Below are 11,954 nucleotides of genomic sequence, written 5' to 3' on the forward strand. Positions count from 1 at the left end.
TATGCCGCGCGCCTGACGCCGTGGATGTCCGAACGCGAACTCGGCCGGGCCTCGGCGCTGCACCTGGAGCGCCAGGGCGTGCTGTTCGAACAGGGCCGCAGCTTCGAGTTCCTGCTGACCGAGAGCGCCCTGCGGCTGTGTCCGGGCCCTTCGACGCTGGCCGCCACCCAGGCCGACCGGCTGCGCGTGCTCTCGGCGCTGCCCGGCGTGCGGATCGGCATCGTGCCCGACGCCGCCGCGGTGACCGAGGTCTTCCCCCTGTACGGGTTCACCCTGCACGACGACGCGGCGGTGGCCGTCGAGACCTTCACCGGCGAACTGCTGCTGTCCCGGGCCGATGAGATCGCCGCCCACGCCGCGGTGCTGGACGGCTACGCGACCGTCGCCGACTACGACTTGGAGACCGCGGCCGGGCTCCTAACGAGTGAGAGGCGCCCGGTGGCGTCTATCCCGGCTCCGGCCGGGGCAGGAACCGGCTGAGGCAGCGGGCGCGGGCCGCCGGGAAGGAGCCGACGGCCGAGGTCACCAGGGGGGTGGCCGCACGTCGAGTCGTCGGCCCAGTCCAACACAATCCATACAGGTGACCACCGGCTACTGATCCTGCCGGATCGGTCACCGAATCCTCACAAGTGGTGTAGAACCAATGGGTATGAGTGCGGTGCGAAGTCCATACGCGGCCAAGCTGGGCGGCCGGATCCGGCAGTTCCGGATGGAGCGCGCGCTGTCCAGCGGCGAGCTCGCGGCCGCCGCCGCTGTCACCTCCTCGGCGGTGTCCAAGGTCGAGCACGGCAAGATGGTGCCCAGCCGAGACGTGCTGGCCCGGATCGTCATCGCTTTGAACCTGCCGGCCGAGGAACAGGAGAGCCTGTTCGACCTGCTCGGCCAGGCCGCCGCCGACGCCGCCAGCAATCGCGGCTACGGCAAGGGCCTGACCCTGCTGAACCAGATCGCCGACCGCGAGCGCGCCTGCTTGGCGGTGTCGACGTTCTCGAACTCGATCATCCCGCGGCTGTTGCAGACCGCCGAGTACGCCCGGGACGCCAACCGGCTCACGCCCTGGCTGTCCGAGCGTGAGGTGGGCAAGGCGGCGATGACCCACACCGAGCGGCAGTCGGTGCTGTTCGAGGACAACCGCGAGTTCACCTTCCTGATCACCGAGGGCGTGCTGCGCACCTGGCCCGGCGAACTGACGGTGATGGCCGCGCAGTTCGACCGGCTCCGCCAGATGGCGATGCATCCCGGGGTGCGGGTCGGGATCCTGCCCTGGACCTCGGCGATGCGCGGGCTGCCGATGGTCACCTTCACCGTGTACGACGACCGCGAGGTCGCCGTGGAGATGTTCACCGGCGAACTGCTGCTGGCCCAGCCTGACAAGGTCTCGACACACGTGTCGCAGTTCCGGCGCTTCGAGGAGTCGGCTGTGTACGGTGAAGAGGCGATCGGGCTCATCAATCGGGTGGAGATGGATCTCGCGCGGCTGCCCCCGCTAAACCTGGATGACGAATCATCATCCAAATAAGGGAACTTCCTTAAAATGCCCTAGAAAAGGGCGTGTTGGGGGCTAGCCTGGCTGACGGGAGGGCGGAACCGCCCCCTCCCCACCATCCGGGAGGCCCCTGTGTCTTATTGGTCTCGCTCCTTCCCCGGGCTGGCCTCGTGTCTGGCCGAGGTCCGCCAGTTCACCCAGATGGTGCTCGGCGACGCACCGGGCGCGGAGCTGGTCGTCCTGGCCGTCTCCGAGCTGGCCGGCAACGCCATCGTGCACACCGCCAGCGGCGCGCCGGGCGGGCAGTTCGTGGTGCACCTCGCGGCCTTCGCCGACCGCTGGCAGGTGCGGGTCGACGATCAGGGCTCGCCGATAGAGCCGCATGTGGTGGTCGGCACATCGGAGGAGAACGCGGACTGGGACTCCGAATCCGGGCGCGGCCTGGCGATGGTCTCGGCGATCTCACGGAGCTGGGGTGTACGGGGCGACCGCTGCGCGCGGGCGGTGTGGGCCGAGATCCCCTACCCGGTCCAGGCCGGCGCCGGCATCGAGTCCGTGATGTCCGGCGGCATGCTGGAGGCCCTGGAGTCGGTGGCGGAAGCCATGGACGCCGAAGAGAGCGCCCGGCTTCAGGAGATTGATTTTCCGCGGCAGGCGGCTGCCGAACCCGTCGCCGAACCGGTCTGCGAACCTGCGGCCACACCGGCACCCGCCCCGGCCCCGGCCCCGGAATCAGGATCAGGATCAGGATCAGGATCAGGATCAGGATCAGCATCCACAACGGTTCAACCGGTTCAGCCCGGCCGTTGGCGGGGCACGGTACCGACCGATCCAGCGCGGGCCGAACGGATCCGGCAGCGCGCCAGCCAGGCCGCGTTCATGCGCTCGCTGATCGAGATCGCGCACGCCGAGGCGATCGGCCCCCGGCCGCTGCCGTTCTGGCCGCCGTTCCCGAATCCGCTGGCACTACAAGGGGCTTCGGCGAACAGCGAGGGATGAGACCGGAGGGGCACCGCACGGCGTGGGGCCGGGATTGTCAGTGGCATGCGAGACGATAATGGCCACCAAAGCGACAAATCTCCCGAAAGGACCGGCCATGAGAATCCGCCCCGTGCTGGCCGTCACCGGCGCAGTCTTCTTGTTCTCCTACAACGGTTTCACCGCGCACGCCGCCGCCCGTCCCGACAGTGGTGGCGGCACGTTGCCCGCGTCCGGAACCACCGTCGCCCTCAGCGAGGACGGCGACATGGTGTTGGAGTGCAACGGTGTCGTCCACCGCTTCGAAGTACTGGGCACCGGACAAGTACGCGTCGGCGACAAAGTGGCCGGCGATCAGCCCACCGCCACCGTGCGGACGTTAGCCGAGCAACTGACCGGATACGACGCCGAACTCGGCACCGTAACCGTCTCCGAGAAGACCCCGGCCGACGGCGATTTCGTAGCACCGGCCGTCGGCCGGGAGTTCCCCGCCGCCGAGGCGCTGGCCCAGGACCTGACCGTCTCCATGCAGCACAGCCCCTGCGGCGCAGGGCAGCCGGCCACCTTCGAGTCCAAAGCCGCGTTCCCTTTGCTGAACACGGATCTGACAGCCTTCCCGCCCCAGAACGCCGTGTACCTGATGACGAATCCCGTGGAGCTGACCGATGTCGCCAACCCGTCCGGACCCTCGGTCACACTGACCGAGTTCCCACTGACGATCACGCAGGCTTCGTGACCGCGGGACGCGGCGCCACAGCCAGATAGCCGTCGAAGAGCGGACCGCCGAGCCGGTCCAGGACATCGCGGGCGCAGTCCTGCACAGCGACCGGATCATTACGCGCGGCCAGCCAGCGCTCAGCGAACTCCGGGTCATGGGACCGCAGCTCACGCAGCAGCCATTTCCCGTTGCCGTTCCAGCGGTTGCCGGCGACCAGCGCGTCCTGTCCGGTCGCGGTCCACAGCGTGGCCGCGATGACTTGGCGCTCTCCGGGACCTCTGTATATCTCGCAATCAGTGGCGTGCTCGAGGTCGCCAAGCAGATCGGTGAGACCGTAGCGGACTGCTTCGTTTTGTGGCTTCGCAAGTGGATCGGGACCGCCAGTCACGGAACACCAGCGACTCCCGGCGAGGCGCCAGCGGATCGTCGAGGGGGAGTACGACCACGATGTCCAGATCCGAACCGGCCGTGCGATGAGCGGTCATGACGCTGCCGGCTAACACGGACCACACAGCCTGTGGATAACGTTCGCGCAGCAGGGCTCGGGCATCGGCAAGGGGGTCGCGGTCCATCGCCTGATGGTCGCGCACACCCCTGACCTCGGACAACCCATTTCCTAAGGAAACAGGGCCGTCTGCTTCATGCCTTTCTTCTCCGATTCTCATGCTCTCGCACAGTGCGCTCTCATCGTCGGGCCGCATCTTGGGACCATGACCGGATTCGAGCACGACCCGTACCAGCCGGAGCAGCCCGCCGCCGGCAACCCGCAGCCGTGGGGCCAGCCGACTTCCGCTTCCGGGCCGGTGTTCGGTCCGGCCCAGACCACCCCGTCGGGCTCCTCCGACTCCTCCGCCCCGTCCGACCCGTCCCGCACGATGGCCGCGTCCGGCGCTGTGCCCCCGTACGCCCCGATCACGTCGATAACGCCGGGTCAAGGCGGCACGGGCGGTACGAGCGGCCCCGGCTACCCGCCGTTCCCGCCGATCCCCTCGGTCCCGCCGGAGCAGCCGCGGCGCAAGCGCCGGATGGGAGTGGCGCTGATCGTGGCCGGCACGATAGCGGCCTCGGCGGTCGCCGGCGGCGTCGCCGGGACGGTCGCCGCGCACAACAGCTCCTCGGCGACCACCGCCTCCTCGAACGTGGTGCCCAGCAACAGCACGGTGAACACGCCGGTCAGCAACCAGACCGGCACGCCGACCACCACGGTCGGCCAGGTCGCCAAGGCCGCGCTGCCGACCGTGGTGCAGGTGTCGGTCGACTCCTATCAGGGCAAGTCGGTCGGCTCCGGCGTGATCCTGTCCGCCGACGGGCTGATCCTCACCAACAACCACGTGATCTCCGACGCCACCAGCGGCAACGGCCAGATCACCATCACCTTCAACAACGGTAAGACCGCGCAGGGCAGCATCGTCGGCTACGACACCGGCAGCGACCTGGCCGTGATCAAGGCCCAGAGCGTCAGCGGGCTGCCCACCGCGACCCTCGGCGACAGCGACAAGGTCCAGGTCGGCGACACCGTGATCGCCATAGGCTCCCCCGACGGTCTACAGAGCACGGTCACCAGCGGCATCGTCAGCGCCCTGAACCGCCAGGTGACCGTCAGCAGCGACTCCAGCAGCCGCTACTCCAGCGGCAACCAGGTCACCTACAACGCGATCCAGACCGACGCCAGCCTCAACCCGGGCAACAGCGGCGGCCCGCTGCTCAACGCCCAGGGCCAGGTCGTCGGCATCAACTCGGCGATCTACTCCCCGACCAGCTCGTACAACGCCCAGGGTGGCAGCGTCGGCCTCGGCTTCTCCATCCCGATCAACCAGGTCAAGACGATGCTCTCCAAGCTCGAAGCCGGGCAGCAGGGCTAGTCGCCCCCAAGCGCGGGCGCCCCGGAAGGTGGCTTCGGGGCGTTCGCCATGTCCGGGCGCGCAAGCGCCCGGCGCCGGTTCTCCAGTCGGGTCAACCCGGTTCGCCGCCGGTGTTCCACCCTGGGGTGGAAGGCGAGACTCCACCCGCAACCCATCTCCGGGTTGAAGCTGCACAGGGGCCTTGGCCTGGATAGTCATAGCCATGACGACCACTGACTGGATCATCGACATCGCCCTCGTCCTCATCGTCTTCCGGCAGCTGCGCGAGGAGCGGATCGGCAAGGCCACGTTCATCCTCCCGCTGGCGATGATCACCTTCGCCGCCAAGAACTACCTGCACGCCATCCCCACCGCGGGCAACGACCTGATCCTGATAGCCGGCATGACCGGTGTCGGCGCGGTCTTCGGACTGTTCGGCGGGCTGCTGACCCGGGTGCGCAACCTGGACGGCCACGTGCACATCAAGGCCACCGCCAGCGCGGCCGCACTGTGGGTGGCCAGCATGGGCTTCCGACTGGGCTTCGCCGTCTGGTCCACCCACGCCACCGGCGCCGCACAGCTCACCCGCTTCTCCGTCACCCACCACATCACCAGCGGCCAGGCCTGGGTCGACGCGCTGATCCTGATGGCCTTCGGCGAGGTCGTCATACGCCTGGGCGTGATCGGCCTGCGGGCCTGGAACCTGTCGAACCGCAACCGGACCGGCCTGCAGGCCCAGTCCCAGACCGGCCGGGCCAGCGAGTACGCGATGCAGACCACCGGTCGCTGATGAGGCACCGACACACGCTCGACCACACGCACGACAAGAACCCCGCGCAGCGAGGCCCGGCCCGAAGTGCCGGGCCTCGGCCGTTGCCGGGGACCAGGGACCAGGGATCGGCGACCGGCGACCGGCGACCGGCGACCAATGGGCGATAACCCAGAGCCCTTACAGCGCAACCCTCTCGCCCGGCCGCACGCTCCGTACTCCGAGAGTCCCGGCGCCAATAATCTCCACCGGTTCGAAACCGACCGAGGTCAGCCGGCCGTCAGTGACCACCGCTCCAGCTCGCTCATGCAGAGCGACGACAGGGCGGTGGTTCTCTCGTGCCCAATCCTGAGCACGCGGCACCTCCGACGGCCGGTGGTGGACGAACACCCCGTACCCCGCGATCCGATCGAGGCCGCGGGTGTCGGTCGTGCCACACGGATCAGGGTCCATATGCGCGATGGTCGAGATGTCGGCGCCGAGCAACGCCGCACCGGCGCTGCCTCCGTAAACGACACCGCCGTGCTCGATGAAGTCTTGCAGCGAAGGCAGGAGACCGTTGCGCCGCACCAGATCGAGCAGGCGGAACGTGTTGCCGCCACCGATGTAGACGCCACGGTAGTCCGGAAGGCGCTCGGCCACACCGGTGCCACTGCCTTCCCACATGTCGATATCGGTCACGCCGAGCGGCCCGAACACGCCGGTCAGCCAGCCGAGGCAGCCGGCGTAAGCCTGCTCGGCCGGATCCGTCGCGGCCGGATCCATCGCGACCGGCCAGTACCAGAGCGGACCGGAGCCGAGCGCTGCGGCGAACGCCGAATCCAGCGGCGCCGAGTCTTCGGCGCCACCGCCGCCCGAAAGGAAGACCGACCCGGTCATCGCAAGCCCTCACCTGGTGTTTCGTCCATGCCGCCGAGCGTAGGAGGCTTGATCGCCGCCGGGCAAACCGAGCCCGGCGGGACCTGCGTTCCGGACCCGCGAAAGGCTGTCGGCGACTGCGGCGACGGGCCATATGTCCAGCGTGTAGCCGAGCCGCTGGGCCCACACGACGTGTGCGATCGGCCGGGGCGGCACCCGGACCAGCTCCCAGCGCTGGATCGAGTCCCGGCTGACCCCGACCAGCCCGCCGAGTTCCCCCTGTCCCATCCCCAGCGCCAGCCTGCGATTCCGTAACGGGACGGCCAGGCGCCGGCGCTCGAACATCTCCGAGGATTCCCCGGGCCGCGGCCGCGACGGACCGATCCGCAGATCGCCCTCCCGGCCGACGATCACCAGGCGCCGGCCCAGCAACCGCGACCACAGGATCAGATGCCCCAAGGTCGGCTCTATCGCCCCGGTCTCCCATTCGGAGATCGCCCTGCCCCGCACCGGCAAGCCGGACGACAGCGCGTTCTGAGAGACCCCGGTCTCCAGGCGGGCGGACCGCAGACCATCGACGATCCGCGCGAAGGTCCGCTCCGCCGCCTGGTCAGCACGCAACGCCATCAACGCTTCCTGCCGTCCGTCGTCATGCCGACCTTTCTTTTCGCGCTCATCTGAGAGGGGAGACCGGCGGGCGGACCGCCGGGCTTGGGTATCGCCGGGGTCTGGTCGAAGGTGATGTCGGCCCAGACCGACCGGGCGTTCTCGTCGCCGTCGACGCCCCAGTTGGCGGACAGCGCGCTGACGATGGTCAGGCCGCGCCCGGTCTCATCCGCGTCGTCCGCGACGTACACGGCCGGGGTCGAGGGCCCGCCCTGGTCGTCGACCCGCACCCGGCACCGGTCGCCGAACCGGGCCAGCCGCAGGACGAATTCGCCCCCGGGCCCTCCGCTGGCGGTGTGCTTGATCGCGTTGCCGGCCAGCTCGTCGGCGACCAAGGCGACAGTGTGCGCGGCGGCGCAGTCGCCGAGCACACCATAAGTGAACTGCCGGGCGTCGACCAGGCACTCGGGCCGGCCGGCGAACTCCTTCGACCAGATCTCCATGTCTCACTCACCGCCCTTGGTCGGCTGGTCCTTAGCCGGCTGGTCACTGCCCGGCTGGTCATCGGCCGGCTGGTCATTGCCCGGCTGGTTGGTCCATCGGCACCGGACCAACGCCTCGGTGTGTTCGGCGACCAGCAGGGCGGCCTGGCGCGGGTTAAAGCCGGTCTCATGCATCACCAGGCAGGCGAGCGAGGTCTGCAAACCCCGGTGGTAGCCGTGCCACTCACCCTGGTCACGCTGGCTGGCGCCACCGGCCGGGGAGTACTCCCCGGCGTCGAAGGTCAGGGTCGCGGCCAGCCCCAGCAGCGCGAGGTAGCTGCTGGAGTAGCCCGCGGCGAGCAGTCGCTGCTGGAACTCCGCCTCGGCCTGGTTCACGGCGACCCCGAACATCGCCGGCACCCGGCCGGTCACCCGCACGTCGCTTTGCTGGGCCAGCAAGGCCCCGACGTCCGGCGGGCGCCTCATCGTGCACCCGCCGGACTGGTCCGCGACCAGGGCACCTCGACCGTGCCGTGCAGGATCGTCTCAGGCAGCGGAAACCCCTCCAGGGTGAGGTGGGTCCACCCGTTCGGATCCGTCGCACACCCCAGGACTTCCGCCCACGTCCCGTCGATCTGGGCCCAATCTCCCACCATGAGTTCTGCTGCGTATTTGAAATCGAATCGAGGCACCTTCGGTCTCCTTTCGGCGGAACGTGCCATGCGATGTCGTGACGCGCCGTTAGCTTCCGACCGCAGAGGCGCACCTCAGGTTACTGACTTCCCAATACGCGGACAAGGATAACCGGCGATTTGCCACGTCCCACCCACGAACGCCGCATACCGTCGCAGTGCTGCTACTGTGTCGCTGAGGTGCGTATGGAAGGGATCTGATGAAAGGAGGGGCCTGCGATATATGAAGCGCGTCGACGACCGTCCCCAGTCCGCGCAGATCGCCGCCGACCTTCGCGCGAAGATCCTCTCCGGCGACATCACCGGTACGCTGCCGACCTTCGAGCGGCTGAAAGTCCTGTACAACACCTCCGTCAACACCGCCCAGCGGGCGGTCGCCATGCTCAAGGCGGAGGGCTTCGTCGAGGGCCGCCAGGGCAAAGCCCTGATCATCCGCTCCGACCGGATCCAGATCGTCGACGCCTCGTCCCAACTCGAGCCGGCGGCCGCCACGATCACCTACCAGGTCCTGCACGTCGGCCACGAACGCCCGCCGACAGACGCCGCCCAGAAGCTGGGCCTGGCCGAGGGCGAAACCGCCCTGCTCCGCAAGCGCCTGATGCTCCGAGACGACGAGCCGGTCGAGATCGAGTTGTCGTACTACCCGGAGGCGGTCGTCACCGGCACCGGGCTGGACCACGTGCAGCGCGACCTGGCGAGCAGCCCGACCGTCCTGGCCGCCCTGGGCTATGAGCAGCACGGACTCGTCGATGAGATCCAGGTCCGCGAACCGACGACCGAAGAGCTCCAGACGCTGGAGCTGCCGGACGAGATCCCGGTCATGCGCACGCTTCGCACGATCACCGACCCGAGCGGGGCCGTGCTCGAGGTGACAGTGATGATCACCAGCGGGCACCTGTACGCCGTGCGCTACCAGCAGACGCTCCCGCCGCCGGCCTGATTTCCGAGCGCGCGTCCTTCCGAGCGCGTCATTCCAAGCGCGTGTCAGGCAATACTGCCGTCTCAGTAACCTCAGGGCCCCCGCCACGGCCGACCGCGAGCGCATGACAGTACCCGTCTGCCGCGATCACAGGGTACTGACCTCCCCGAGTGCATCAGCCCCGCTGCGGTGCGGCACACACCGCCTATTTCCGCGGGCCGTTGCTACTGTGTCGCTCAGGCACCCGAGGAAGGGAAGCGATGGAACGAGGGGTCGACGACACCGCGTCCTATCTCACGCCGGGCGGTGGGGACACCTGGGCACAGGCCGTGCGGGCAGCCGGCGGCCGCGGCTCCCAGAAGCTCCGTGACGCGACCCGCGTCACCCCGCCGGACTGGGTCGCGGACGCGCTCGGCGTCCCGATCGCCGGAACCGTCGTCGCCAGACGCCGCACCATGTACCTCGGCGACGACCCCGCCGAACTCACGGATTCCTTCTATCCCCTCGAAATCGCCGGCCACACCGCCCTGGAGCACCCCAACCGCATCCCCGGCGGCGCGGTCACACTGCTGGCACACCTGGGCTACGTCGCCGACCACGCCGACGAAGCGGTGGACCTCGCCGGGCACCCGACGAAGGCCGAGGCCGCACTCCTGGCGATCAAGCCGAACACCCGCGTGGTCCGCATCCGCCGAGTCGTGAAGACCGCGGCCGGCGCACCATTCGAGGCAACGGAGATCGTCATGATCCCCACCGGACGCACCCTCCACCACCGCGTCGTAGTCGAGCCCTGACATGCGACGCCTCGACGACCGACCCCGCCACCTGCAGATCGCGGCCGACCTGCGCGCAAAGATCCTGTCCGGCGACCTCACCGAGAAGCTGCCGCCCTTCAAGCGCCTGCAAGAGATCTACGACACCTCCAACAACACCACCCAACGCGCAGTAGCCCTCCTCAAAGCCGAAGGCTTCGTCGAAGGCCAACAGGGCAAGGCACTCCTGATCCGCGCCAGACGCGTCGAGATCATCGACGCCACCCCCTACTTCGAACCGGCGGTCACCCACGTCCGCTACGTAATGCTCCACGTCGGCCCCGACCACCCACCCGCGGACGCGGCACGCAAGCTCGGCCTGGCCACCGAAGAAACAGCCATCCTCCGCAAACGCCTGACCATCCGCGACGCCATCCCCATCGAACTCTCCTGGTCCTACTACCCCACCCCCATCGCCACCGGAAGCCCCCTGGAACAACCCCGACGCATCCCCGGCGGCGCCCCAACCGCTCTAGCCGACCTGGGCCTGCCCCAACACGAGTTCGTCGACGAGATCCAAGTCCGCCAACCGACCTCCGAAGAACTCGAAGCCCTCGAACTCCCCGCCGGCATCCCCGTCATGCGCACCCTGCGCACGATCAGCACGGAGGACGGGACCGTGGTCGAGGTCGTCGTCATGGTGAAGGGCGGGCATCTCTATGGGATGCGGTATCGGCGGACGCTGCCGCCGATCGGCTGAGGGCGGTTCGCAGCAAGCGGACCGTCGAGTCGCCGGAATATCGGCTGGGCGTCATTGGAGATAAGAAGTTCTAGGCGCCGACTACCGGCGCGTCCCTAAGACTTTTAGGGACGCCCCTAGAGAATGCGAAACAGCCTCGGACCTTGACGGTTCCGAGGCTGTTCACCGGGGTGGGCCTAGGTGGACTTGAACCACCGACCTCCGCCTTATCAGGGCGGCGCGCTAACCAACTGTGCCATAGGCCCCGGTTGGTAACGTCGAGAAGCTTACCGTACCGGGGGCGGTGCCCCAAAACCGCTTTGGGGGCGGTTAAGAGGCGGTGTCGTCGGCGAGGGTGACCTCCACGCCGCCCACGAGGGAGGAGCACATGTTGTAGAGGTAGGCGGCGAGGGTGGCCAGGGCGGTGAACAGGACGATGTTCACCACGCTCACCAGGGCGGTGAAGCTCATCACCTTGCCGAAGGACAGGACTGAGGTGAGGGTGACGCTGTTGGGCTGGTTCGCCGGGGCCACTGAGGCCAGGGTGCGGTTGATGGAGTCGAAGACGCCGAGGGCGTTCAGGGCGGACCACAGGAGGGCGGCGGCCACCACGGAGACGACCGCGAAGGCGATCGAGAGGACGAAGGTCGTCTTCATCACCGACCAGGGGTCGACCTTGGCCACGCGCAGGCGGGCCTTGCGGCCGCGGGGTGCGGCGCCGGGGGCCTGTTGCTGGTAGCGGGGTGCGCCCGTGGGGGAGCCGGACGGGGCCGCCGGGCGGGGGCCCCAGCTGCCGCCGGCCTGCTGGCGGGTGCCCGCCTGGCCTTGGGCCGACTCCGATTGCTGATACGCCACGGTGCCCATCGTAGGCGCTTCCTTGCGTCTTGCCCCGGTACGACGGCCTCCCGCGCCGGAAAGCCGACCGGCCAGACCAGAGATGCCGGCCGTGATCGACGCGGCGGCGCCCGCCACGGCGGCACCCGCGCCCGCGGCGGCACCGGTTGCGGCGCCGGTGGGTGCGGCCGTGGGCGTGCCAGGCATGCCGGGGACCGGGCCGAAGCTGGGAGCGGAGCCGGGGCCGGGGCCGACCGGGTTGATGAGGCCGGTCGGCGCG

16 protein-coding genes and 1 tRNA gene are annotated in these 11,954 nt (G+C 69.0%); 9 read left to right on the forward strand and 8 right to left on the reverse strand.

Annotated features, from left to right (window positions below; translation table 11 throughout):
- The 4 genes from IZR01_RS43190 to IZR01_RS43205 form a co-directional block, all read left to right on the forward strand.
- The coding region (locus tag IZR01_RS43190; RefSeq protein WP_228561237.1) for a Scr1 family TA system antitoxin-like transcriptional regulator at positions 1–480 on the forward strand (480 nt) is incomplete at its 5' end.
- Positions 481–649: 169 nt separating this feature from the next.
- A complete protein-coding gene (locus IZR01_RS43195; protein WP_194894070.1) occupies positions 650–1,519 on the forward strand; it encodes a Scr1 family TA system antitoxin-like transcriptional regulator in 870 nt (289 codons plus the stop codon).
- A 99-nt stretch (positions 1,520–1,618) separates the two neighbouring features.
- Positions 1,619–2,485, forward strand: a complete 867-nt coding sequence (locus IZR01_RS43200) for an ATP-binding protein (RefSeq protein ID WP_194927210.1) — start codon at positions 1,619–1,621, stop codon at positions 2,483–2,485.
- A gap of 97 nt (positions 2,486–2,582) precedes the next feature.
- Positions 2,583–3,200, forward strand: a complete 618-nt coding sequence (locus IZR01_RS43205) for a hypothetical protein (protein WP_194927211.1) — start codon at positions 2,583–2,585, stop codon at positions 3,198–3,200.
- On the opposite strand, the gene IZR01_RS43210 is transcribed toward IZR01_RS43205, so the two are convergent.
- Positions 3,184–3,570, reverse strand: coding sequence for a hypothetical protein (locus tag IZR01_RS43210; protein ID WP_228561238.1), 387 nt, complete (start codon positions 3,568–3,570; stop codon positions 3,184–3,186). The two genes, IZR01_RS43205 and IZR01_RS43210, sit on opposite strands and share 17 nt — an antisense overlap.
- A 322-nt stretch (positions 3,571–3,892) precedes the next feature.
- Here IZR01_RS43210 and IZR01_RS43215 point away from each other — a divergent pair, with 322 nt between their 5' ends.
- Both IZR01_RS43215 and IZR01_RS43220 read left to right on the forward strand, forming a co-directional pair.
- Positions 3,893–5,044, forward strand: coding sequence for a S1C family serine protease (locus tag IZR01_RS43215; protein WP_194927212.1), 1,152 nt, complete (start codon positions 3,893–3,895; stop codon positions 5,042–5,044).
- A 202-nt stretch (positions 5,045–5,246) separates the two neighbouring features.
- The gene (locus tag IZR01_RS43220; protein WP_228554522.1) at positions 5,247–5,813 is read left to right on the forward strand and encodes a hypothetical protein; all 567 of its coding nucleotides are present in this window, start codon (positions 5,247–5,249) and stop codon (positions 5,811–5,813) included.
- A gap of 159 nt (positions 5,814–5,972) precedes the next feature.
- On the opposite strand, the gene IZR01_RS43225 is transcribed toward IZR01_RS43220, so the two are convergent.
- The 5 genes from IZR01_RS43225 to IZR01_RS43245 are packed head-to-tail and all read right to left on the reverse strand — an operon-like array spanning position 5,973 to position 8,430.
- Positions 5,973–6,671: a Type 1 glutamine amidotransferase-like domain-containing protein gene (locus tag IZR01_RS43225; RefSeq protein WP_194927213.1), complete on the reverse strand. Its 699-nt coding sequence runs from the start codon at positions 6,669–6,671 to the stop codon at positions 5,973–5,975.
- A gap of 9 nt (positions 6,672–6,680) precedes the next feature.
- A complete protein-coding gene (locus IZR01_RS43230) occupies positions 6,681–7,277 on the reverse strand; it encodes a helix-turn-helix transcriptional regulator (protein ID WP_228561239.1) in 597 nt (198 codons plus the stop codon).
- On the reverse strand, positions 7,277–7,759 hold the full coding sequence (locus IZR01_RS43235; protein ID WP_194894065.1) for an ATP-binding protein: 483 nt from the start codon (positions 7,757–7,759) through the stop codon (positions 7,277–7,279). The genes IZR01_RS43230 and IZR01_RS43235 overlap by 1 nt, the downstream gene beginning before the upstream one ends.
- Positions 7,760–7,762: 3 nt before the next feature.
- A complete protein-coding gene (locus tag IZR01_RS43240) occupies positions 7,763–8,224 on the reverse strand; it encodes a hypothetical protein (protein WP_228561240.1) in 462 nt (153 codons plus the stop codon).
- A complete protein-coding gene (locus tag IZR01_RS43245) occupies positions 8,221–8,430 on the reverse strand; it encodes a hypothetical protein (RefSeq protein ID WP_194894064.1) in 210 nt (69 codons plus the stop codon). Before IZR01_RS43245 ends, IZR01_RS43240 begins: the two co-directional genes overlap by 4 nt.
- A gap of 223 nt (positions 8,431–8,653) precedes the next feature.
- Here IZR01_RS43245 and IZR01_RS43250 point away from each other — a divergent pair, with 223 nt between their 5' ends.
- The 3 genes from IZR01_RS43250 to IZR01_RS43260 all read left to right on the forward strand — a co-directional run bounded on the left by IZR01_RS43250 (position 8,654) and on the right by IZR01_RS43260 (position 10,861).
- Positions 8,654–9,370 carry a GntR family transcriptional regulator gene (locus tag IZR01_RS43250; RefSeq protein WP_194894063.1) on the forward strand — a complete coding sequence of 239 codons (717 nt, stop codon included), beginning with the start codon at positions 8,654–8,656 and terminating at the stop codon, positions 9,368–9,370.
- Between the two features lie 239 nt (positions 9,371–9,609).
- Complete coding sequence (locus IZR01_RS43255; RefSeq protein WP_194894062.1) at positions 9,610–10,143, forward strand: UTRA domain-containing protein; 534 nt, start codon at positions 9,610–9,612, stop codon at positions 10,141–10,143.
- A gap of 1 nt (position 10,144) precedes the next feature.
- Entirely contained in the window at positions 10,145–10,861 is a 717-nt protein-coding gene (locus IZR01_RS43260; RefSeq protein ID WP_194927214.1) for a GntR family transcriptional regulator, read from the forward strand.
- A gap of 171 nt (positions 10,862–11,032) precedes the next feature.
- Here IZR01_RS43260 and IZR01_RS43265 read toward each other — a convergent pair.
- Together IZR01_RS43265 and IZR01_RS43270 are read right to left on the reverse strand one after the other, a co-directional pair.
- Positions 11,033–11,106, reverse strand: a tRNA-Ile gene (locus IZR01_RS43265).
- 64 nt (positions 11,107–11,170) lie between these two features.
- Positions 11,171–11,954 (reverse strand): DUF3566 domain-containing protein (locus IZR01_RS43270; protein WP_228561241.1); only part of this gene is annotated, 784 nt, incomplete at its 5' end.

The organism is Catenulispora pinisilvae, from assembly GCF_015356865.1.
GTDB classification, from domain to species: domain Bacteria; phylum Actinomycetota; class Actinomycetes; order Streptomycetales; family Catenulisporaceae; genus Catenulispora; species Catenulispora pinisilvae.